This window comes from Nocardia sp. NPDC056100 (assembly GCF_042266325.1).
In the GTDB taxonomy this organism is placed as follows: domain Bacteria; phylum Actinomycetota; class Actinomycetes; order Mycobacteriales; family Mycobacteriaceae; genus Nocardia.
Genome location: NZ_JBHJVY010000001.1, coordinates 2,393,804 through 2,415,342 on the forward strand (window position 1 = coordinate 2,393,804; position 21,539 = coordinate 2,415,342).

18 protein-coding genes are annotated in these 21,539 nt (G+C 66.4%); 9 read left to right on the top strand and 9 right to left on the bottom strand.

The features are described from left to right. Window positions 1-35: 35 nt before the first annotated feature. Window positions 36-1,355 carry a diguanylate cyclase domain-containing protein gene (locus ACFC0O_RS11105; RefSeq protein ID WP_375955703.1) on the top strand — a complete coding sequence of 440 codons (1,320 nt, stop codon included), beginning with the start codon at window positions 36-38 and terminating at the stop codon, window positions 1,353-1,355. A 57-nt stretch (window positions 1,356-1,412) separates the two neighbouring features. Here ACFC0O_RS11105 and ACFC0O_RS11110 read toward each other — a convergent pair whose 3' ends face one another. The 3 genes from ACFC0O_RS11110 to ACFC0O_RS11120 all read right to left on the bottom strand — a co-directional run bounded on the left by ACFC0O_RS11110 (window position 1,413) and on the right by ACFC0O_RS11120 (window position 5,710). Then, window positions 1,413-2,303, bottom strand: a complete 891-nt coding sequence (locus ACFC0O_RS11110) for a DUF5995 family protein (RefSeq protein ID WP_375955705.1) — start codon at window positions 2,301-2,303, stop codon at window positions 1,413-1,415. A 148-nt stretch (window positions 2,304-2,451) separates the two neighbouring features. Beyond that, on the bottom strand, window positions 2,452-4,344 hold the full coding sequence (fadD32, locus tag ACFC0O_RS11115; protein ID WP_375956115.1) for a long-chain-fatty-acid--AMP ligase FadD32: 1,893 nt from the start codon (window positions 4,342-4,344) through the stop codon (window positions 2,452-2,454). A gap of 124 nt (window positions 4,345-4,468) precedes the next feature. Then, entirely contained in the window at window positions 4,469-5,710 is a 1,242-nt protein-coding gene (locus ACFC0O_RS11120; protein WP_364628774.1) for a KasA/KasB family beta-ketoacyl-ACP synthase, read from the bottom strand. Window positions 5,711-6,014: 304 nt separating this feature from the next. On the opposite strand from ACFC0O_RS11120, the gene ACFC0O_RS11125 reads away from it, so the two are divergent. Next, on the top strand, window positions 6,015-7,016 hold the full coding sequence (locus ACFC0O_RS11125) for an acyl-ACP desaturase (RefSeq protein ID WP_375955707.1): 1,002 nt from the start codon (window positions 6,015-6,017) through the stop codon (window positions 7,014-7,016). Between the two features lie 64 nt (window positions 7,017-7,080). On the opposite strand, the gene ACFC0O_RS11130 is transcribed toward ACFC0O_RS11125, so the two are convergent. From ACFC0O_RS11130 to ACFC0O_RS11140, 3 genes are all read right to left on the bottom strand, one after another. Continuing rightward, a complete protein-coding gene (locus tag ACFC0O_RS11130) occupies window positions 7,081-7,914 on the bottom strand; it encodes a DUF72 domain-containing protein (RefSeq protein WP_375955709.1) in 834 nt (277 codons plus the stop codon). A 10-nt stretch (window positions 7,915-7,924) separates the two neighbouring features. Beyond that, window positions 7,925-9,439, bottom strand: coding sequence for a glycerol kinase GlpK (glpK, locus tag ACFC0O_RS11135; RefSeq protein WP_375955711.1), 1,515 nt, complete (start codon window positions 9,437-9,439; stop codon window positions 7,925-7,927). Between the two features lie 85 nt (window positions 9,440-9,524). Next, window positions 9,525-10,289, bottom strand: a complete 765-nt coding sequence (locus tag ACFC0O_RS11140; protein ID WP_375955712.1) for an IclR family transcriptional regulator — start codon at window positions 10,287-10,289, stop codon at window positions 9,525-9,527. A gap of 151 nt (window positions 10,290-10,440) precedes the next feature. Here ACFC0O_RS11140 and glpK (ACFC0O_RS11145) point away from each other — a divergent pair, with 151 nt between their 5' ends. The 4 genes from glpK (ACFC0O_RS11145) (at window position 10,441) to ACFC0O_RS11160 (ending at window position 15,984) form a co-directional block, all read left to right on the top strand. Next, window positions 10,441-11,967 (top strand): glycerol kinase GlpK, encoded by a 1,527-nt coding sequence (glpK, locus tag ACFC0O_RS11145; RefSeq protein ID WP_375955714.1) that lies wholly within the window; start codon window positions 10,441-10,443, stop codon window positions 11,965-11,967. Window positions 11,968-11,983: 16 nt separating this feature from the next. After that, window positions 11,984-13,696, top strand: coding sequence for a glycerol-3-phosphate dehydrogenase (gene glpD / locus ACFC0O_RS11150; protein ID WP_375955716.1), 1,713 nt, complete (start codon window positions 11,984-11,986; stop codon window positions 13,694-13,696). Window positions 13,697-13,783: 87 nt separating this feature from the next. Next, window positions 13,784-14,728 carry an RNA polymerase sigma factor SigJ gene (gene sigJ, locus ACFC0O_RS11155; protein WP_375955717.1) on the top strand — a complete coding sequence of 315 codons (945 nt, stop codon included), beginning with the start codon at window positions 13,784-13,786 and terminating at the stop codon, window positions 14,726-14,728. Between the two features lie 80 nt (window positions 14,729-14,808). Next, window positions 14,809-15,984, top strand: a complete 1,176-nt coding sequence (locus ACFC0O_RS11160) for an NAD(P)/FAD-dependent oxidoreductase (protein ID WP_375955719.1) — start codon at window positions 14,809-14,811, stop codon at window positions 15,982-15,984. Here ACFC0O_RS11160 and ACFC0O_RS11165 read toward each other — a convergent pair whose 3' ends face one another. Together ACFC0O_RS11165 and ACFC0O_RS11170 are read right to left on the bottom strand one after the other, a co-directional pair. Then, window positions 15,985-16,620, bottom strand: a complete 636-nt coding sequence (locus ACFC0O_RS11165) for a response regulator (RefSeq protein ID WP_375955721.1) — start codon at window positions 16,618-16,620, stop codon at window positions 15,985-15,987. Continuing rightward, window positions 16,617-17,771 carry a sensor histidine kinase gene (locus ACFC0O_RS11170; protein ID WP_375955723.1) on the bottom strand — a complete coding sequence of 385 codons (1,155 nt, stop codon included), beginning with the start codon at window positions 17,769-17,771 and terminating at the stop codon, window positions 16,617-16,619. The genes ACFC0O_RS11165 and ACFC0O_RS11170 overlap by 4 nt, the downstream gene beginning before the upstream one ends. 206 nt (window positions 17,772-17,977) lie before the next feature. On the opposite strand from ACFC0O_RS11170, the gene ACFC0O_RS11175 reads away from it, so the two are divergent. The 3 genes from ACFC0O_RS11175 to ACFC0O_RS11185 all read left to right on the top strand — a co-directional run bounded on the left by ACFC0O_RS11175 (window position 17,978) and on the right by ACFC0O_RS11185 (window position 20,997). Continuing rightward, on the top strand, window positions 17,978-18,541 hold the full coding sequence (locus ACFC0O_RS11175; protein WP_375955725.1) for a heme-binding protein: 564 nt from the start codon (window positions 17,978-17,980) through the stop codon (window positions 18,539-18,541). Window positions 18,542-18,656: 115 nt separating this feature from the next. Further along, window positions 18,657-19,487, top strand: coding sequence for an MIP/aquaporin family protein (locus ACFC0O_RS11180; RefSeq protein WP_375955727.1), 831 nt, complete (start codon window positions 18,657-18,659; stop codon window positions 19,485-19,487). A gap of 85 nt (window positions 19,488-19,572) precedes the next feature. Beyond that, window positions 19,573-20,997, top strand: coding sequence for a WGR domain-containing protein (locus tag ACFC0O_RS11185; protein ID WP_375955729.1), 1,425 nt, complete (start codon window positions 19,573-19,575; stop codon window positions 20,995-20,997). Between the two features lie 19 nt (window positions 20,998-21,016). On the opposite strand, the gene ACFC0O_RS11190 is transcribed toward ACFC0O_RS11185, so the two are convergent. Then, window positions 21,017-21,520 carry a PaaI family thioesterase gene (locus ACFC0O_RS11190; protein WP_375955731.1) on the bottom strand — a complete coding sequence of 168 codons (504 nt, stop codon included), beginning with the start codon at window positions 21,518-21,520 and terminating at the stop codon, window positions 21,017-21,019. Between the last annotated feature and the right edge of the window lie 19 nt (window positions 21,521-21,539).

A 21,539-nucleotide genomic window follows, 5' to 3' on the forward strand; every position in this document is an offset into this window, starting at 1 on the left:
GCGGGAGCGGAGCTGCGGGGCTACCATCGACCCTCATGGCGTCGGATCCCGGGGGTGGGCCGGAGCAGGGTGGCCCGCACGCCGAACTGGTCGATCAGTGGGTGGCCGCGCTCGACAGCGGAGCCCGCGATCACGTCGTGCCCATGAGCCGCGACGAGACCATCGCACTGCTCGCCCGGCTGGCCGGGCAGGTCGATGCCGCCGCGCGCAATGGCGAGCCCGCCGAACGGGTGGCCGAACTCGGCGCGGAACTGGCGCGGGCGCACTTCGTCGGGGATGAGGTGCTGGGCCGCTGCGTCTCGGTGCTCGACGCGTATTTCGCTCAGGAGAACGCGATTCCGGCCACGCGTGCCGCAGAGTTGCTGGGCGCCTTCACAACCGGCTATGTCCGCGCCTTCCGGCGCTGGCTGCTCACCGAGCAGGAAAGCGTGCGGGTGGCGGAGATGACCGCGCGATTACGCATGCAGGAACAACTGCGAGCCAGTGAGGCGCGATTCCGAGCGGTGTTCGCGCAGGCCGGAATTGGCACCGGATTGTCCGATATGACCGGACGCATCATCGAAGTGAACGCTGCTTTCGCGAATATGCTCGGCTACACCCCCGCCGAGATGTGCGCCCTCGAAGTCACCGATCTCAGCCATCCCGACGATGATCCGGAGATGTGGCCGCTGTACGCGTCGGTGCTACGCGGGGATGTGGACAACGCGCAGTTGGAGAAGGCGTATCCGCACCGGGACGGGCGCACCGTGTGGACCAATATCAATGTCTCGCTGATTCGCGATGATCACGGCCAGCCGCAGTACACGCTCATTCTGGTGGAGGACATCTCCGAGCGGCGCGCGCTGCGCGAACGACTGCACTATCGCGCCCACCACGATCAGCTGACCGGGCTGGCCAATCGCTCCCGCTTCTTCGACGCGCTCACCGCCGCCTTCACCGATCCGGACAGCCGGGTGGGGCTCTGCTACGTGGATCTGGACCATTTCAAGGCCGTCAACGACACCTTCGGGCATGCGGTCGGCGATGAACTGCTGGTGCAGGCCGCCGCGCGGCTGGACGCCTGCGCGGACGGCTTCGGGCAGCTGGTCGCCCGCATCGGCGGTGACGAATTCGTGGTGCTGGTGCCGAACTCCACCGCCGAGGTGGATGAGATCGCGCGCTGCGTACGCCGCGCCTTCACCCATCCGTTCGAGGTGCAGGGGCATCGGCTCACCGTCACCGCCAGCGTCGGCATCGCCGAGGAGTACGCGGCGCATACGACAGCCGACGACCTGCTGCAGGCCGCGGACTATTCGATGTACTGGGCCAAGGCGGCAGGCCGTCGCCGCCGCCGAACCGACACCGCCGCAGGCTGATTCGACCAGCACGGTGTGGATCGCACGCCGGGACGGCCGGATGGCTTGTCGAGACGGCTAGAGGGCGTGGATGTCGGCCAGCACCTGGAAGGCGACGTCGGCGGCATCGGTGAGGGCGCGGATCTCACCGGCGGTGGCGTCGCGCAGGGCCGGATCCTCCAGGGCCAGACCGTTTCCGAAGATCACGACGTTCGCGCCGAGGTCGGCCAGGACCAGCAGGGGTTTGGTGGCGACACCCTTGCCCACGAGCAGGTCCAGGCCCTCGCCGACGAAGTAGAAGCGCCAGAGCGGGCCGAGGTCGGCGTTGTAGACCTCTTTGGTGCGGTCCACGATGACATCGCCCGCACCCGCGATGGCGGCGACGATCTTGAAGTAGTCGGGGGCGTTCTCGGGGCGGGTGCCGATCGCGGCGATGGAGTACGACAGGTCCACCGCGAGATGCGCGCTGTAGCCGGACATGGCCACCCGCGCCCCGGACAGCTCACACCGCGCCGCCTGCGCGAAGTAACGCGCCCAATGGGATTCGACCGCGCCACCGGTGAATTCGGCATGCAGGTTGTTCAGGTAGCGGCTCAGTAGCTCGAGGCTGATGGCGTGCGCGTAATCGCGGTCCTGGAAGGCGGTGGGATCCTCCTGCAGGGGCATGACCGCGACCTGTTCGACGCCGTCCAGGCCGATACCGAACAGTCCCCGGCGATCCTTGTGCGCGGTGAGGATTTCGGTGATCTCGTGATTGCGCCGCACGGCGGTCTCCAACCGCTGCAACGCATCCCCGGTCAGGTCTGAAGTGTCCGATAGTCGGCCGATTGTCCCGATTTCATCGGCGGAGAGCGGCGTTCCGCAGAATGCGGGAGCCACCTCGGTCGCACCGGCCACCGGCATTCCGGAAAAGGCCAGTACGGCAGCGGTAGTCGTCAGAAGAAGCCCGATCCGGGCGGAAGTCCACACGGCCAGGAAGTGTACGGACCGGTCTGACTACCTGCCCGGTACGCACCGCCGTGCCAACCCCCCTTGGCATGAAAACGGCCCGCGCGCAGTGCACGCGGGCCGAACTTCCCCGGCATCCCGGCACGTCTTCGGCCGGGATGACGATGCACTATTCCGTCACGTCGGGGAAGGCTTGCTGGCGGTAGCCGCCGCGCAGGGTGCCTTCGACGTACGCGGTCTTGCACGCGCGGCGGGCGATCTTGCCGCTGGAGGTGCGCGGAATGGAACCGGCCGGGACGAGCAGCAGATCGCGGACGGTGACGCCGTGCCGTTTGGCGATGGCGGTGCGCACCGCCTCGGCGATGGGCTCCGGTTCGAGTTTGGCCGCGCCGGTACCGCGTTCGGCCACTATCACCAATTGCTCGGCATTGTCACCGGGATCCAGGGTGAGCTTCACACCGTTCGGCGTGGCCGCCTCGACCGGCATCTGATTCGCCGAAACCGAGAATGCCGCAACGAATCCCGGGCGCAGCGCGGTGCTGGACTCCTGCGCGGAGTACTCCAGATCCTGCGGATAGTGATTGCGCCCGTCCACGATCACCAGATCCTTGACGCGGCCGGTGATGTAGAGCTCGCCGTCCAGGTACGAACCGAAGTCGCCGGTACGCATCCAATCCGCGTCGTCATCCGCGCCCTCGGCGTGACTGCCTTGCGGCTGACGGACTTTCAGGCGATTGCGGAAGGTGGCCTCGGATTCCTCGGGGCGACCCCAGTAGCCGATGCCCATGTTCTTGCCGTGCAGCCAGATCTCGCCGACCTCGCCCTCCGGCTTCTCCGCACCGGTCTCCGGATCGACGATCACCGCCCACTGCGACAGCGCCACATAACCGCAAGACACCTGGGACACAGCGTTTTCCGCGTCCGGACTGACCTCGGTCATGCGCCCGGCGTTGAGTTCGGTGCGGTCCACGTAGACCACCCGCGCCTCATCCTCGCGCTTGGTCGCCGAGACGAACAGCGTCGCCTCCGCCATGCCGTAGCAGGGCTTGATCGCGGTCTTGGGCAGACCGTACGGCTCGAAGGCGTCGTTGAACTTCTTCATCGACGTCACCGATACCGGTTCGCTGCCGTTGATCAGGCCGATCACATTGGAGAGGTCGAGTTCCTCACCCGGCTTGGGCAATCCGCGCGCCGCGGCATGCTCGAACGCGAAATTCGGTGCGGCGGCGAAGATCTCGGCGCCGTCCTCCTGCGCGGCCAGTTCCTTGATCCAGCGGTACGGCCGGCGCACGAAGGCGCTGGGCGACATGATGGTGATGAACTTGCCGCCGATGGTCGGCAGGATGACCGTCAACAGGCCCATATCGTGGAACAGCGGTAACCAGGTGACGCCGCGCGCTTTCTCGGTGATACCAACGGTATTGATCACCTGCAGCAGGTTGGTGCCGACCGCGCGGTGCGTGATCTCCACACCGGCGGGCGTGCGGGTGGAACCGGAGGTGTACTGCAGGTACGCGACGCTGTCGATATTGATGTCCGGGCGCACCCAGGCGGAACCGACGCTGTCCGGAATCGCTTCCACCGCAATGATGCGCGGCCGTTTCGGCGCGGGCAGATCCCGGAAGATCTCGCGCACACCGGGTGCCGAGGGACCGATCGTCAGGATGGCCGCGGGCTGACAGTCGTCGAGCACCGCGTGCAACCGATCCGAATGACCCTGCTCATCCGGGTCGAACAGCGGCACCGCGATACAACCCGCGTAGACCGCCGCGTACATGGCGACGATGTAGTCCAAGCCCTGCGGCGCCAGGATGGCGACTCGATCGCCCGGCTGCGTCACCTGCTGCAACCGGGCTGCCACCGCGCGCAACCGGACACCGAACTCGTTCCAGGTCAGCTCGAAATACTCACCGTCGCGTTCGCGGGAGTAGTCGACATAGCGGTAGGCGAGCTCATCCCCTTGCGCCGCAGAGTGCTTGTCGACCAGGTCGATCATGGTCTGGTTGCTCGGCATCTGAATATTGCCGCGTTCGTCCAGATAGTCATCAATGGTCTCGCCGATCATTCCCTATCCTTTTTCAACTCACAGAAATGACTGTGCAGTGACACCGAACAAGAATCGACACCGAAGCCCGAGAAGTAGCTGGGGCTGGGGAAGACTAGCAGGTGTCCATGATGCACGTCACTCAGTACCGGCCGAAGGCCAGGGCTACGTTGTGGCCGCCGAAACCGAACGAGTTGTTCAGCGCGTACTCGTAGGTACCGGAGCGCGCCGAACCGGCGACCACGTCAAGGTCGATTTCCGGGTCCAGATTGTCCAAATTCAAGGTGGGCGGGATGATTCCGTCGCGCACGCTGAGCACGGTGAGAACCGATTCGAGCGCACCCACGGCACCGATGGAATGGCCGAGCGCGGACTTCGGCGCGTAGACAGCTGCGTGGTTGCCGACGGCCTGATAGATGGCGTTCGCCTCGGCCGTATCGCCGATCGGGGTGGCGGTGGCGTGCGCATTGATATGCGACACATCGGATTTGGAGATACCGGCGTGTTCCATGGCGCGGCTCATGGCGCGGGCGGCCCCGGTGCCCTCCGGATCGGGGGCGACGAGGTGGAAACCGTCGGATGTGATGCCCGCGCCCATGATTCGGGCGTGGATCTTCGCGCCGCGAGCCAGTGCGTGCTCCTCGGTTTCGATGATCATGAGCGCGCCCGCCTCACCGAAGACGAAACCGTCGCGATCGCGGTCGAAGGGGCGCGAGGCGGCCTTCGGATCGTGGTTGCGGGTGCTCATGGCGCGCATCATGGAGAAGCCCGCGATGGGGAGCGCCTGGATGGAACCTTCCACGCCGCCGGTGATCATCATGTCGGCATCGCCCATGACGATCTTCTGCCAGGCGTTCGCGATCGCCTCCGAACCGGACGAACAAGCCGAAACAGGCGTTGTCACACCGGCCCTCGCGCCCAGCTCCACACTGACCACGGCCGCCGGACCGTTCGGCATGATGGTCTGCACGGTCAGGGGCGAGACCTTGCGGTAGCCGCCGCTGGAGAGTTTGTCGCGCGCGATGATCAGCATTTCCGCACCGCCCAGACCGGTGCCGATGGCCACGCCGAGGCGATCGCCGTCCACCTCCGGACTGCCCGCGTTGCGCCAGACCTCGCGGCCCAGCACCAGCGCCATCTGCTCGACATACGAGGTGCGGCGGCATTCCTCACGTTCGAGGACCGAGGTCGGCGACACCTTCAGATGTCCGCCGATGCGCACGGGCAGGCCGAAATCGTCGAGGAAGCTGTCCTCGAGAACGTCGATCCCGCTCTCGCCGTTGAGTAGGCCCTTCCAGGTCGAATCGACGTCACCGGCAATGGAGGTGGTGGCCGCCAAGCTGGTGACCACGACGTTCGGGAACTTCCTTTTAGGCGTCTGCATGATCGTTCACTCTCCGTAGCAATGCTCCGGCGAACCAGATTTCGATCCGCGTGGGCTGTCAAGGACTGGTAGCAACTAGCGAACGCACCCGGCCGGTTGACACTTCGGCGGGGGATGAAGCCAATCTCCGGCGAACTGGGCTAGATTATCCGAGGCGAAGCCGACCAGTCTCTTTGACCGACACGCGGACATCCCCGGAACTCTTCCCGGCGGCGTCTTCCCCGCGGCGGCGATCGCCAGTTCTCAAGCGCTTTCTACTGCATCATTCCGCAGCGCATTGCCATTTCGAGGGAGGCACACGACGGTGGCCAGGAATCTCACGCAGCTCGAGATGCTCATCGAGCTTGAGCCGATCGCCGAAGCGAATGTGAATAGGCATCTATCCATGGCCAAGGACTGGCATCCGCACGACTATGTGCCGTGGGATGCGGGTCGCAACTTCGCAGCAATGGGCGGTAAGGATTGGGATCCGGAGGAGTCGCAGCTCAGCGAGGTCGCCAAGGCGGCAATGATCACCAATCTTCTCACCGAGGACAATCTGCCCAGTTACCACAGGGAAATCTCGGAGAACTTCTCCATGGACGGTCCGTGGGGCACCTGGGTGGGCCGCTGGACCGCCGAGGAGAACCGGCACGGCATCGTACTGCGCGACTATCTGGTGGTGACTCGCGGCGTCGATCCCGAGGCGCTCGAACACGCCCGGATGATCCACATGACCAACGGCTACAGCGCGACTCAGATCGCACGGAAACGTATCGGCACCAACGCCATTCCGGCTGCTGCCGGATTTATGGCTTCCGTCGCCTATGTCACTTTTCAAGAATTAGCGACGCGCGTTTCGCATCGCAATACCGGCAAAGTTTGCAATGACCCCATAGCGGACAGGATGCTGCAGCGCATCGCCGCCGACGAGAACCTGCACATGATCTTCTACCGCAACCTGTGCGGCGCGGCCCTGGACCTCTCCCCCGATCAGTCCATGGAAGCCATCACCCATATGATCCGCAATTTCGAGATGCCCGGCGCCGGTATGCCCAACTTCCGCCGCAACGGCGTCCTCATGGCCAAACACGGCATCTACGACCTCCGCCAGCACCTGGAGGAGGTCCTGCTGCCCGTCCTGAAGAAGTGGAATATCTTCGACCGCACCGACTTCGGCGCGCACGGCGACCAACTTCGCAATGAACTCGGCGACTACCTCGACAAGCTGCGCAAGGACGTGGTCAAGTTCGAGGAACAGCGCGACCGCTCCCTCGCCCGCGACGCCGAACGCGCGGAGAAACAGGCCGCCCTGCTCGTGGTCTGACCTTCGCATCCAGCGCCGTCCCGGAATCCGTTCCGGGGCGGCGTTTTTCATTGCGTCCGGGCCCTCAGAACAGGGTCATGGGATCGGTCGGGATGGGATCGGGCAGCGGCTCCAGGTCCGGGAGGTGGGTGGCTACTTCGGCGTGGAAGCGGCGGGAGAGGGTGCGGGAGGTGGCGTTGTCGGGGGTGTGGATGAAAATCGTTGGGGAGCGGCCCTCTTGGAGCCAGGTGACGGTTTGCTCCACCCAGGGTTGCCAGCCCGCGACGGTGGCGGCGGCATCGTCGCGGCCGTGGTAGCGGACGATCGGGAATTCGGTGAGGGCCCTGGTGCGGCGCGGGAGTTTGGGTTTCTTGGATTGGGCCTCGCGTTCGGCGGTGCTGATCGGGCCCGCGGCGAACAGGACGGTGGTGTCGAAGGGGATCCACTCCGCGCCCGCGGCTTCCAGAACGGCTTCCAATTGGGCTATGGCTCTGGGGTTTTCGAAGAAGGCGGGATGGCGGACCTCCACGGCCGCGCGATAGTGCGGGGGGAGCCCTTCGAGGAGGTTGGACAGGGCTTTCAGGTCGGTGAAGGAGCCGGGGAGTTGGATCCAGAGGGCGTGCAGGCGACGGCCGAGGGGTTCGATGGCGTCGAGGAAGAGGTTCATATCGTTGTCTATGCCGGACAGGCGGCGGTCGTGGGTCACCGTGCGCGGCAGCTTCATGACGAAGCGGAAATCGGGATCGGTTTGGCGGGACCAGGATTCGACGGTGCGGCGCTGCGGGGTGGCGTAGAAGGTGGTGTTGCCTTCGACCGCGTTGCACCAGGAGGCGTAGGTGCGCAGGCGCTCCGCCGGGGGAAGTGGGCGTTCCTGCCAGTCCGGGTGTGTCCACATCGCGCATCCCACGTACAACCGCATATCTGCCACGTTAGGTCAAGGGCTTCTTGGGGCGCAGCCAACCGAAGGTAAGCTCCACGGCTCGCCGCCAGTTGTCGTATTCGTCGGCGCGCAGCGCGGGGTCCATGCGCGGCACCCACTGGGCCGCCACCCGCCAGTTATGGCGCAGCCCTTCGAGATCCGGCCAATAACCGACCGCCAGGCCCGCCGCGTACGCCGCGCCCAGCGAGACGGTTTCGGAGACTATGGGGCGCATGACCGGTATGTCGAGGACATCGGCGACTATCTGCATGAGGAGGTTGTCGGAGGTCATTCCGCCGGCCACCCGGAGCGACTCGGCGCGCAGTCCGGCATCGGCGTTCATGGCCTCGACCACGTCCCGGGTCTGCCACGCGGTGGCCTCCAGGACGGCACGGGCTATGTGGCCCTTGGTGATATAGGACGTGAGACCGATGAGCAGACCGCGCGCGTCACTGCGCCAATGCGGGGCGTAAAGACCCGAGAACGCGGGCACCAGATAGCAGCCGCCATTGTCCTGGACTGTGCCCGCGAGGGTTTCGATCTCCGGGGCGCTCGCGATGAGCCCGATATTGTCCCGCAGCCACTGCACCAGTGAACCCGTCACCGCGATCGGGCCCTCCAGCGCGTACACCGGATCCGGGCCGATCTGATAACCGATGGTGGTGAGCAGTCCGTGCTGCGAGCGCACCAGTTCGCGTCCGGTGTTCATGAGCAGGAATCCGCCTGTGCCATAGGTGCATTCGAGCTCACCGGGTGCGAAACAGGTCTGACCGAACAGCGCCGCGTGCTGATCGCCGAGTGCGGCCGCGATGCGCACGCCAGGCACCACCCGGCGGGCCACGCCGAAATCCCCGGTGGACGGTTCGATGCGCGGCAACATCGCCTTCGGGATGTCGAAGAATCGCAACAGCTCGTCATCCCAGGCCAGGGTGGCCAGATTCATCAGCAGTGTGCGCCCGGCATTGGTCACATCGGTGACGTGCACCCCGTGATCCGCACCGCCGGTGAGATTCCAGATCAGCCAGGTCTCCATGGTGCCGAACAGCACCTCACCGCGTTCGGCGCGCTCGCGCAGACCCGAGACGTTGTCCAGCATCCAGCGCAATCGGGGCGCGGCGAAATAGGTGGCCAGCGGCAGCCCGCACAGTTCCCGAATCCGTTCCGCCCCCGGCGTTTCCCGCAAATCGGAGACCAGTTCCTCGGTGCGCACATCCTGCCAGACGATGGCGCGCCCGATCGGCGTACCGGTGCGCCGATCCCACACCACGGTCGTCTCCCGCTGATTCGCGATTCCCAGCGCCGCCACCTGCTCCGCCGTGATGCCCGCATCCCGCAGCGCCGCGGGCACCACCCGCTCCACGGTCTTCCAGATCTCCAGCGCGTCCTGCTCCACCCAGCCGGGCCGGGGATAGTGCTGCCGATGCTCCCGCTGCGCCACCCCCGCGAACCGGGCGCGCTGATCGAACAGGATGCAGCGGGTCGAGGTCGTGCCCTGATCGATCGCCAGAACATAGCGCTGCGTCATCCGAGCTCGCTCCGATCCGGCATGGGAACCCCTGTGCGGCAACGGGATATGGTCAACCTAATGGAGCCGATCACCGGGCGCGCCCTCACTGTGCACCGCCCAAATCGCGCGAAACAGCTTGTGCCGCATCACGAACCTGCGCGATGAGCGCGGTGCGGAGGCGCAGCTGGCCGTCGCAGAGGTGATCGATGGGTCCGGTGATGCCCATCGCGCCGACCACCAGGCCGCCCCTCGAACGAATCGGTGCGCCGATACCGGCTTCGCCGGAACGGTATTCGCCGATCTCCCCCGCCCAGCCGGTGCGGCGCACCTCGGTCAACGCGCGGCCCAGTGCGGGCCGATCGGTGATGGTGCGGTGGGTCAGTGCGGGCAGCTCGGCCTCGCGCACCACGGCCGCCAGCTCGGAATCGTAGGCCAGCAACACTTTTCCGAGCGCGGTCGCGTACGGCGGCAGCACTTCACCGAGTTCGAGCGCCTGTGAGGTGTTGTCCGGGCGGAAGACATGGTGGATCACCCGCACCTCACCGTGCACCGGCGCGGCGATGCGCACCGATTCCCCGGTGCGCGCGGCCAGCGCATCGGCCCGGTTGATCGCGCGCGAGCGCAGCTCATTGGCATCGAGATAGCCGGCGCCCAGCTCACCGAGCGCCGACCCGAGCTGATACTTACCGCTGACCGCGTCCTGCTCCACGAACCCGACGCCCTGCAGGGTCTTCAGGATCCCGTGCGCGGTCGGTTTGGCCAGCCCCAGCGCGGCCGCGATCTCCCCGACTCCCATGCGCCCGGATCCGCGTGCGAGCAGGCGCAGCATGGCCGCTGCGCGCTCGATCGACTGAATCGGGCCGGGCATGGTCGTAACCTATCAGCAAACCGTTCGGCATTGTCGAACGCGCACCCTGTCGGTGACACCCTCCACTTCGTAACGTGGACCTCGGGCCCGGCCGCAACCGGTCTCACCAGGGATTACGGACTCAACGACGAGTATCCGGAAAGGGACCGCGATGACGCAGTACGTGGGAGCCATCGATCAGGGCACGACCTCCACGCGCTTCATGGTGTTCGATCACGGCGGCGCGGTGGTTGCCCGCCATCAACTCGAACATGAGCAGATCATGCCGCAGGCCGGCTGGGTGGAACACAATCCGGACGAGATCTGGGAACGCACCCGCACCGTCATCAAGAGCGCCCTGGCCGGGGCCGGACTCACGGCGCAGGACCTCACCGCCGTCGGCGTCACCAATCAGCGCGAAACCACCATCGTGTGGAACCGCCGCACCGGACGCCCCTACTACAACGCCATCGTCTGGCAGGACACACGCACCGATCGCATCATCAAGGAGATCGAGAAGGCCGGGCACGGCGATCTCATCCGGCAGCGCGCCGGACTGCCGCCCGCGCCGTATTTCTCCGGCGGCAAACTCAAATGGATTCTCGACAACGTCCCGGGCGTGCGGGAAGCCGCCGAACGCGGTGACGCACTGTTCGGCACCCCCGACACCTGGTTGATCTGGAATCTCACCGGCGGTGTGCGCGACGGCGTGCACATCACCGATCCCACCAATGCCTCGCGCACCATGCTGATGGATCTCGAAACCCTGGACTGGGACGAGGAATTGCTGTCGGTGTTCGGGATTCCGCGCGCCATGCTGCCCGCCATCGCACCGTCTTCCAACCCTGAGATCTTCGGCACCACCAATCCGGACGGGCCGTTCAAGGGTTCGGTGAAAATCGCCGGGGTACTGGGCGATCAGCAGGCCGCCACCGTCGGCCAGGTGTGCTTCCGGACCGGTGAGGCCAAAAACACCTACGGCACAGGGAATTTCCTGATGCTGAATACCGGTACCGATATTGTGCACTCCAAGCACGGCCTGCTCACCACCGTCGCGTACCAGTTCGGCGACGAGAAGCCGGTGTACGCGCTCGAAGGGTCGATCGCGGTCACCGGATCGGCCGTGCAGTGGTTGCGCGATCAGCTCGGAATCATCTCCGGCGCATCGCAAATCGAGCGATTGGCCAGTCAGGTCAGCGATACCGGCGGCGTGTACTTCGTACCCGCGTTCTCCGGACTGTTCGCACCGTACTGGCGGCCCGACGCGCGCGGCGCGATCCTGGGCCTGTCCCGCTACAGCAATAACGCCCACTTGGCCAGGGCCACACTGGAATCCATCTGCTACCAGACCCGCGATGTGGTCGAGGCCATGCAGCGCGATTCCGGTGTGAAGCTCGAGACGCTGCGCGTGGACGGCGGCGTCACCTCCAATGAACTGGCCATGCAGATCCAGGCCGACTTCCTGGGCGTACCGGTCTCGCGGCCGATGGTGCCCGAGACCACAGCGCTCGGCGCGGCCTACGCGGCCGGACTGGCCGTCGGATTCTGGAACAACACAGACGAACTCGTCGCCAACTGGCACGAGGACAAACGCTGGCAGCCCACCTTTTCCGAGCAGCAGCGCGAGCGCGGGTACGCCCGCTGGCTCAAAGCGGTGTCACGAACGCTCGACTGGGTCGATATCGATGACGACGACTGATCCGAAGCTGCCACCCATGACTGAAAACACCGATAACAAGGAGATTTTCGTGTCCGCACAACTGGATCCCGCCTACCGCACCCGGGCCATCGATGCGCTCGGCGACACCGAGATCGACGTCCTGGTGATCGGTGGCGGCGTAACCGGCGCGGGAGCGGCCCTGGACGCCGCCTCGCGTGGACTGTCCGTCACCCTGGTGGAGGCGCGCGATTTCGCCGCGGGCACCTCGAGCCGGTCGTCCAAACTCATCCACGGTGGTCTGCGCTACCTCGAACAGCTCGACTTCGCTTTGGTCCGTGAGGCTTTGAAGGAGCGCGGGCTGCTGCTGAACAAGCTTGCCCCGCACCTGGTGCATCCGGTGCCGTTCCTGTTCCCGCTGCAGCATCGCGTCTGGGAGCGCGCCTACATCGGCGCGGGCGTGGCGCTGTACGACACCCTCGGCGGAGCGCGCGCGGTGCCCATGCACCGGCATCTGACCCGCACGGGCGCACTGGAATTGGCGCCCGCGCTCAAGGATGACGCCATGACCGGGGCGATCAAGTACTACGACGCCCAGGTCGACGATGCCCGGCACACCATGACCCTGGCGCGCACCGCCGCCCAGCACGGCGCGACCGTGCTCACCCGAACCAAGGTCACCGGACTGCTGCGCGACGGTGAGAAGGTCGTCGGCGCGAAGGTCATGGATCTGGAAACCGGTCTGGAACATACGATTCGGGCGCGCACCGTGATCAGCGCGACCGGGGTGTGGACCGATGACATGATCAAGATGACCGGCGTGGAATTCCCGTTCCACGTGCGCATGTCCAAGGGCGTGCACATCATGGTGCCGCGCGAGCGGCTGAACATGAACACCGGTCTGATCATGCGCACCGAGAAGTCCGTGCTGTTCGTGATCCCGTGGGCCGAGCACTGGATCATCGGCACCACCGATACCGACTGGTCGCTGGACAAGAACCATCCGACCGCCAGCGCCGCGGATGTGCAGTACATCCTCGACCACATCAATTCGCTACTGCGCGAACCGCTTACGCGCGCCGATATCGTCGGCACCTACGCCGGACTGCGGCCGCTCATGACCGGTGCGAACAAGGAGACCTCCAAGCTCTCGCGCGAACATGCGGTCGCCGAACCCGCCCCCGGGCTGTTCGTCATCGCGGGCGGCAAGTACACCACCTACCGGGTGATGGCCGCCGATGTGGTCGATGCCGCCGCCGCGCGACTGGGCAGCGACGCGCCGTCCTCGGTCACCGCGGATCTGCCGCTGCTCGGCGCGGTCGGCTACCAGGACATGCTCGGCGCTATCGAGGATGTCGCGGTCCGCGCCGAACTGCCGGTCGAGACCGTGCGCCATCTGCTCGGCCGCTACGGTTCGCTCACCGAGAGCGTATTCGACCTCATCGCCGCGGTTCCCGAACTGCGCGAACCGATTCCGGGCGCGGAGGACTACCTGGCCGCCGAGGCCGTCTACGCCGCCACCCACGAGGGCGCACTGCACCTGGACGACGTCCTGACCCGCCGCACCCGCATCTCCATCGAGGTGCCCGACCGCGGCCTGAAGGCGGCCCCGGAAATCGCCCGCCTCATCGCCCCGCACCTGGGCTGGGACGACGACCGCACCAACGCGGAGATCAACCAGTACTACGACCGCGTCCACGCCGAACTCGCCGCCAACGAGGCGAACGACGACGAGGCCGCCAACGCCGCCCGCCTGCTCGCGGTCAGCTAGCCCCGTAGCAACAGTGGAAAGGGGTGCCGCCGGAATACGGCGGCACCCCTTTCCACGTTGTCGATCCTGATGGTCGACGATTGGGGCATGGTGGTCACTACGTATGAAGCCGATCTGTTCGAGCGGTCGCGGGGGCGGCTCGAGGCGATCGCGTATCGGCTGCTGGGGTCGGCCGGTGATGCCGAGGATGCCGTGCAGGATGCGTATCTGCGCTGGCACGCGGCGGACCGGGCACTGATCGAGGTGCCCGAGGCGTGGTTGACCAAGGTGCTCACCAATCTGTGTCTCAATCAGCTCACCTCGGCGCGGGCCAGGCGGGAAACCTATGTGGGGCAGTGGCTTCCGGAGCCGGTGCTGGCCGGGGATCCGATGCTCGGCCCGGCCGATACCGTCGAACAGCGGGAGTCGGTGTCGATCGCCATGCTCACCGTGATGGAGCGGCTCTCGCCCAATGAGCGCGTGGTGTACGTGCTGCGCGAGGCGTTCGGGCATTCACATCGGGAGATCGCGGCGATCCTCGAGCTCACCGAATCGAATTGCCAGCAGCTGTATCGGCGGGCGAAACAGCATGTCGGAGCGGAGAAATCGCGCATCGAGGTGGATTCGGCGGCCGCGCGCAAGGTCGTCGAGGAATTCCTGGCCGCGGTGCTGAGCGGTGATACCGAACCGCTCATTCGCCTGCTCACCGCCGACGCCGTCAGCATCGCCGACGGCGGCAGCACGGTTCCGGCGCGCAGGACCCCGGTCAATGGTGCGCTCGCCATCGCCCGCTACCTGCGCGATATCTTCCGGTCGACCCCGGCCAAGATCGCCTACGTCGGCGGCGAGCCGACGTTCTACGCCGTCGAGGTCAATGGCGATCCCGCGATGCTGGTCGAGGTCGCCGGGCGGGTCTACGGCATCTTCGCCCTGAACGCGACTCCCGAGGGCGTCGTGGCGATCAATATCCAGGTCAATCCCGACAAACTGGAGCGCCTCGCCCGGCAGTGGGCCGCTTCCGCACCGCATCAGCCCCTCACCGGGAGCTGGTGACCCACATCACATCCGAGTTCTGTCAGGGATTGCGGCGCTGTCCGGTTCAGGAGGTGTCGCAAACCAGATAGGAGCTCACCATGAACCACCGCATCGTCGTCCTCGGAGCCGGATACGCCGGAGCCACCGCCGCCGGACGCCTCGCCAAGCGGCTGCACCGCGATGACGTCGAGATCACCCTGGTCAATGGTGATCCCGATTTCGTCGAGCGGGTGCGCCTGCATCAGCTCGCCAGCGGACAGGAATTGAAGCAGCGTCCGCTGCGCGAGATGTTCGCGGGCACCGGGGTTCGGGTGAAAGTAGCGCGGGTCGGCGCGGTCGATGTCGACGCCAAGACGGTCGATCTCCTCGGTGAGAACGGTGCCGAGACGCTGGGCTATGACACCCTCGTCTACGCCCTGGGCAGCACCGTCGCCGACTACGGGGTCCCGGGCGTCACCGAATACGCCCACAATGTCGCGAGCAAGCGGGCCGCACTGGCGCTGCGCGCACGGCTGAGCGAATTGGCTTCGGGCGCAACGGTGCTGATCGCGGGCGGCGGACTGACCGGCATCGAGGCCGCCACCGAGATCGCCGAGGCCCGGCCGGATCTCGCGGTCGCCATCGCGGCGCGCGGCGGTATCGGCGACTGGCTCAGCGAGCAGGCCCGGCAGTATCTGCGGACCGCGCTGGATCGGCTCGGGGTCACCGTGCACGAGTGCGCCGATATCGCCCGGGTCGGCGCGAATGGCGTGGAAACCGCTGCAGGCGAGCAGATTCCGGCGCAGGTGACGGTGTGGACCGCGGGTTTCGCGGTGCATCCCATCGCGGCCGCCACCACGCTCGAGGTGTCCGAGGCCGGGCGGATCGTCGTCGACGGCACCATGCGTTCGGTCTCGCACCCCGACGTGTACGCCTTCGGCGATGCCGCGCATGTCGCGGGAGTCGGGGGTAAGACCCTGCGAATGGGTTGCGCCACAGCGACTCCCATGTCGTGGCAGGGCTCGGACGCCCTTGCCGCGCGGCTGACCGGTCGCGAGGTGATCGAAACCCCGATCGGCTACAACATGCAGTGCATCAGCCTCGGCCGCCGAGATGCCCTGGTGCAGAAGGTGACCGATGAGGATGAGCCCACGGACAAGATCTTCACCGGGCGCACGGGCGTGCGTATCAAGCAGCTCATCTGCGCGGCCGCCGCGTGGAGCGTCGCGCATCCGACCATGATGCTGCCGAGCCGTCGCCGCCGCATCGTGGTGACCACCCCGGTCACCGCGTGATCAAGGCAGCAGGCGCTGTTCCTTCGCCACCGCGACCGCGGCCGCGCGCGTGTCCACGGCGAGTTTGTCGTAGATGCGGCCGAGGTGGGTTTTGACGGTGGCCTCGGAAATGTGCAGGGCGCGAGCGATTTCGCGATTGCCGAGACCGCGCGAGAGCTGGGCGAGGATATCCAGTTCGCGCGCGGTCAAGGCGGGGCGCGGATTACGCATCTGCGCCATGACACGGTGCGCCACCGGCGGCGACAACGCCGTCTTGCCCTGCGCCGCGGCGTGAATCGCGGCGAACAGCTCCTCGGGACTCTCGGCCTTCAACAGATATCCGGTCGCCCCCGCTGCAATGGCGCGGGTGATATCCGCATCGGTGTCATAGGTGGTCAGCACCAGCACCCGCGGTGTGGGAGAAGCGAATTCGGTGATCCGCCGGGTGGCCTCCGCACCGTCCATATCGCCGCCGAGTTGCAGATCCATCAGCACCACATCCGGCCGCAGCCGCTCGGCCAGCGCGACCGCCTCGGGACCACTGCCCGCCTCACCGATCACCTCGATCCCCGGTGCACTCGACAGCAAGGCCAGCAGTCCCGCTCGTACCACCACGTGGTCATCGCAGATCACCAGGCGCACAGCCGAATCCGTCATGACCGCTCCGATGGAATCGCGGCGGAGAGCACGGTGCCCTCCCCCGGCGCGGACTCAATGGTCACCGCGCCGCCGAACTGCCGCACCCGGGCCCGAATCGCCGGAAGCCCGTGCCCGCGTTCTGATTCGGAAGTGACCCGCTCGGGATCGAATCCGCACCCGTCATCCGCGATATCCAGCGCGACCTGATCACCCAGATAGGTCAGCGTAATCGTGGCGTTGGCCGCACCGGCATGCTCGCGTACATTCGCCAACGCGCCCTGCGCAATTCGCAATAGCGTCGACTCCACCCGCGCGGGCAGCTCCACGGGAGCCCCATCGAATTGGAAGCCAACGGCCAGCTCCGGCCCTGTCTCGCGCGCAGCGAACGCACCTAAAGCCGCAATGAGCGAACCGTTCTCGGCCAACTCCGCCGGAGCTAGATCGTGCACGAATCGCCGCGCCTCGGCGAGATTGCGATCCGCGATCCCGGCTGCGGTGCGCACATGCTCCCGCGCTCGCACCGAATCCTGTTCCCACACCAGCTCTGCCGCCTGCAGCAGCATCCGCTGACTCGAAAGCCCCTGTGCGAGCGTGTCATGAATCTCCATGGCTAACCGCCCCCGTTCCTCGAGCATCCCCTCCCGCCGTTCCAGCGCCGCCTCACGTTCGGTCTGCCGCCGCATGTACACGAAAACCGCGGTGGCAATGGCGGCGACCGCGGGCGGAGCCAGCAGCACATTCGGATCCAGCCAACCCGCCAGCCGCACCTGGGTGACCACGACCAGCCCGGTCAGCAGCACCGCGAGCGGCAGCGCGATCCGCAGCGGCAATATGCGCAGAGCCAGATACAGAAGTGGCACCGCGCACCAGGCGAAGCTCGGCCCCAACACCACCAGCACCGCCCACACCGCGACCACGGCCCCGAACCAGACTGTGCGCCACGGCCGTAACGGATGGTCGGGACGGTCGCGGTGGCGATCCGATCGGGCATCGAGTGCGTAGAGCACGGCCAGCAGCACCGAGAGCGCGATGACCCAGGACGCGCGCGGAGTGTCATGATGCCGGATCAGGAAGCGAGCCAGCGAGGCGGCCAGCAGTACATAGAACGCGGCATCCATCACCAGACCGAGGCGGCGGGCGTCGGCGGTTTCCGCGTGCGGCGTGGACACTCTCGCACCTCCTCGGTCGGGGCAAACAGTGTCATTGTGCCTGGTTCGGGTGGGTTTGCGGGTCAACCGATCGGCTGATAGGGGGGTCGGCCGGGTGGGGTGGGGAATGTAGCCGGGACGGGGATGGCAGGTGGGGGGTTCGGGTCGCAGGATTGGTGGGGAACGAGCCGGTTGGTTCGGAATGAGTGCGAGCGTTAGGAAATGGCATGGGCGGCAAGGGTGTATCGGTGCGGAACCGGATTCTGGTCGGCGGGGTGGCCGCGGTGGCGGTGACCGCCGGGGTGGTCGGTGTCGTGGCGTCCAATGCGGACAGCACCGAGCCGGGTGTGAAAGCGCCGGTTGTGGCGGACGCGTCGGATGCGAATCTGCTGCAGACCACGCATCTGACCGTGGCCGCCGCGACCAAGGCCGCGCAGGCGGCGCTGGATGCGGCGAAGCAGGAGAATCAGCGGGTCAGCGTGGCCGTGGTGGATCGGGACGGGAACACCATCGTGGTGCTGCGCGGGGACGGCGCGGGACCGCAGTCGTTCGAATCGGCCAAGCAGAAGGCATTCACGGCCGTGTCGTGGAATGCGCCGACCTCGCAGCTGGCCGGGCGGTTGCAGAGCGCGCCGCAGCTGGCCGCGATTCCGGGGACGCTGTTCCTGGCCGGCGGCGCACCCGTCGACGCCAAGGGCGCGCCGATCGCGGGCATCGGTGTGGCCGGCGCGCCGAGCGGTGATCAGGATGAGAAGTTCGCACAGGCGGGTGCGGCCGCGCTCGGCCACTGACGTCCGTCCCGCCGAGGCACCGGCGCGTGTTCCTGGAGATTTGCTGAAGTTCAAACCGTAGAGTCTGATCAGGTATGGCCGCAGCAGCGGAAGAACACCCGATCGGAGGTCATCCATGAACTTCAGCGAGATATTCGTGAGTGAGGCGCTCGGCACCGGGATCCTCATCCTGCTCGGCGCCGGAGTCGTAGCCAACGTATTGCTCGCCAAATCAAAAGGTTTCGATGGCGGCTGGCTGCTCATCACCTTCGGCTGGGGACTCGGCGTATTCGGCGGCGTCTACGTCGCCTACAAGACCGGCGGCCATCTCAATCCCGCCGTCACCATCGGCAATCTGTTCGCCGGGGCTGACGAATACGCGCCGGGCGTACCGGTGAACTTCGGCAATACCGTCGCCTACATCAGCGGGCAGCTGGCCGGTGCGTTCGTCGGAGCCTGCGCCGCATTCGTGGCGTACAAGCGGCATTTCGACGAGGAGCCCGATGAGGCCAAGAAGCTGGCGGTGTTCTCCACCGGTCCCGCCATCCGCTCGTACCGGTGGAATTTCCTCACCGAGGTCATCGCCACCTTCGCGCTGGTATTCGTGATCCTGGCCTTCGGGCACACCCCGAGCGGACTCGGACCGCTGGCGGCGGCACTGCTGGTGGTCGGCATCGGCGCATCGCTGGGCGGCCCGACCGGATACGCCATCAATCCGGCGCGCGATCTCGGACCGCGCATCGCCTACGCGCTGCTGCCCACCGGACGCCCGATGAATATGCTCCCGCAACGGGTTCCGGCCGATCTGAACGCGGGCGGCGGCGTCGCGGAGCGGGTGGAGGAGCAATTGCCCGCGCATCCGGGCTCGCGGCATAAGAACGCGGACTGGGCCTACGCCTGGGTGCCGGTGCTCGGACCGCTGGTCGGCGGTGCGCTCGCGGGCCTGGTGGCGCAGCTCTACCTCTGATTCGCCCCGCCCCCGGGGAGCGAATGTCGGTGCGGCTTGCTAGCTTTCGCGGCGTAAACGTTGACGGAAGCTTGGAGCGCGGCGCATGACCACCGGGGAAACCACCTATCTGGAACTGTCGGAAGACAGCGGTTCGGCACACAAGTTCTACGAGGTCGTGGTGGCTGACACCCAGGTGACCATTCGTTTCGGCCGCATCGGTGAGACCGGGCAGGTCCGGGTGAGTTCCTTTGCCACCGTGGACAAGGCGCGCGCCGCGGCCGCCAAGAAGCTCGGCGAGAAGGTGCGCAAGGGGTACGCGCCCGCGGTCATGGGCGCGCGGGCCGCGCGACCGGTCACCCGGCGCGCCATCGTCTCGCAGCGGTCCACCGCGAAGAAGGCCCCGGTGCTGTGGACCTTCGATTCCGGTGCGGCCGCCTTCGGCATCTTCGTGGACGAACAGCGCTGCTGGGTGGGCAATGAGAGCGGCGATGTCTTCACGCTCACCCCGGCGGGCGAGGTGACCGGCCGCTTCCGTCTCCCGGACGCGGTGAAATGCATTGTGGCCGATGACTTCTGGATCTACGCGGGCTGCGATGACGGCCGCGTCTACGATCTGTCCGGCAAGGTGCCGCGCGCGGCCTACGATATCGCGGCCAATGTCGACATCTACTGGCTCGATATCCACGACGGCGTTCTCGGCGTCTCGGACCGCAAGGGCGGGCTCACCGTCATCGACCACGAGGAGGAATCGCTGTGGTCGCGGCAGAGCAATGGCGATTCCGGCTGGATGGTGCGCATCGACGATGACGGTGTCTACCACGGGCATTCGAAGGGCGTCACCAAATACGATCTGGAGAGCGGCAATAACGAATGGCAGGTGCGCACCGACGGCGCGGTGCTGTTCGGCTGGCAGGAAGCCGACGCGGTGTACGCGGGCACCAGCCGCAATCAGGTGCGCATGGTGGCCAAGAACGGGCAGTCCGATCGCGGCTACCAGTGCGATGCGATGGTGTTCTCCTGCGCCACCTCACCGGACGGGCGCTATGTCTTCGCCGGTGACAATTACTCATCGGTGTACTGCTTCGACTCCAGCGGTCAGCGGCTGTGGAAGCTCGGAACCGGCTGCGGTTCGGCGTATTCCATGCAGTACCACGACGAGAAGCTGTACCTGGTCACCACCAATGGCTCACTGGCCTGCCTGGATGTGAGCGAAGCCGCCATTCACGACGCCGAACAGGGTGTGCTGCCGCAGACGCTTTCGGTGAAGGCCCCGGAGATCTCCGCCGTAACCCCCAGTGCCACGGTCGAACTGGCCGTCGACGCGGGCGACGGCGTGATCGTGGAATGCGTGAACGACGGCGGCAACCTGCGTGTGCACGTGGTGTCCCCCGGCTATCGGAACGGCTGGAATGTGCAGTTCCCCCGCGATATTCGCGAGGCGGGCGTGCGCTACGTGGTCGATTCGGTCTCCGAATCCGCGCGCGGCGGCTTCTACCGCGTGCGCGGTGATATCCGGCGACTGAGCTGAAGCGCCGCGCGCGGCCGAATCAGATACCGAGACTGAACAATTCACCCGGGGTCGCGCCGAGATCGGTGAAATGACTCTGGGTGACGGTCAGGAAGAGTGCGCGCGAGGTGGCGATGACGGTATCGCCGTCGGTGAGCACCGCGTCGATGAACATCTTGCGGCCCTCGCGCGCGGTCAATTGCGAAGTGACCACGAATTCCCGGCCCAGCCGGGCGGGGGCGCGGAAGTTCACGTCCAGATTCACCGTGACCGCGGGCTGGCGCAGCGGGAACAGGATCGATCCGGACGCCTCGTCCAGGGCCGCGGCGACAATGCCGCCGTGCGCCACGCCCGGCGCGCCCTGATGCCGCTCATCCATGGTGAAGGTGCCGCGCACGGTGTCGCCGCGCCGCTCGAACACCATGCGAGGTGAGGCCGGATTCGACGGCCCGCAGCCGAAACACCCGTGGTGGTGCGGCGGAAACGGGCCATCGGCAAACAGGTCACCCAGCGGCAGCGCTGCCGATTCGCGATCGTGTTCCATCTTTGAAAGTTAACCCAGA

What these genes read in the sequence shown, in the direction of transcription:
- ACFC0O_RS11185 (WP_375955729.1), top strand. Translation starts at nt 19,573, where the DNA reads ATGACCACCGGGGAAACCACCTATCTGGAACTGTCGGAAGACAGCGGT.
- ACFC0O_RS11160 (WP_375955719.1), top strand. Translation starts at nt 14,809, where the DNA reads ATGAACCACCGCATCGTCGTCCTCGGAGCCGGATACGCCGGAGCCACC.
- ACFC0O_RS11120 (WP_364628774.1), bottom strand. Translation starts at nt 5,710, where the DNA reads ATGCAGACGCCTAAAAGGAAGTTCCCGAACGTCGTGGTCACCAGCTTG.
- ACFC0O_RS11180 (WP_375955727.1), top strand. Translation starts at nt 18,657, where the DNA reads ATGAACTTCAGCGAGATATTCGTGAGTGAGGCGCTCGGCACCGGGATC.
- ACFC0O_RS11175 (WP_375955725.1), top strand. Translation starts at nt 17,978, where the DNA reads ATGGGCGGCAAGGGTGTATCGGTGCGGAACCGGATTCTGGTCGGCGGG.
- ACFC0O_RS11190 (WP_375955731.1), bottom strand. Translation starts at nt 21,520, where the DNA reads ATGGAACACGATCGCGAATCGGCAGCGCTGCCGCTGGGTGACCTGTTT.
- glpK (WP_375955711.1), bottom strand. Translation starts at nt 9,439, where the DNA reads ATGACGCAGCGCTATGTTCTGGCGATCGATCAGGGCACGACCTCGACC.
- ACFC0O_RS11165 (WP_375955721.1), bottom strand. Translation starts at nt 16,620, where the DNA reads ATGACGGATTCGGCTGTGCGCCTGGTGATCTGCGATGACCACGTGGTG.
- ACFC0O_RS11140 (WP_375955712.1), bottom strand. Translation starts at nt 10,289, where the DNA reads ATGCCCGGCCCGATTCAGTCGATCGAGCGCGCAGCGGCCATGCTGCGC.
- sigJ (WP_375955717.1), top strand. Translation starts at nt 13,784, where the DNA reads ATGGTGGTCACTACGTATGAAGCCGATCTGTTCGAGCGGTCGCGGGGG.
- ACFC0O_RS11105 (WP_375955703.1), top strand. Translation starts at nt 36, where the DNA reads ATGGCGTCGGATCCCGGGGGTGGGCCGGAGCAGGGTGGCCCGCACGCC.
- glpD (WP_375955716.1), top strand. Translation starts at nt 11,984, where the DNA reads ATGACTGAAAACACCGATAACAAGGAGATTTTCGTGTCCGCACAACTG.
- ACFC0O_RS11130 (WP_375955709.1), bottom strand. Translation starts at nt 7,914, where the DNA reads ATGCGGTTGTACGTGGGATGCGCGATGTGGACACACCCGGACTGGCAG.
- glpK (WP_375955714.1), top strand. Translation starts at nt 10,441, where the DNA reads ATGACGCAGTACGTGGGAGCCATCGATCAGGGCACGACCTCCACGCGC.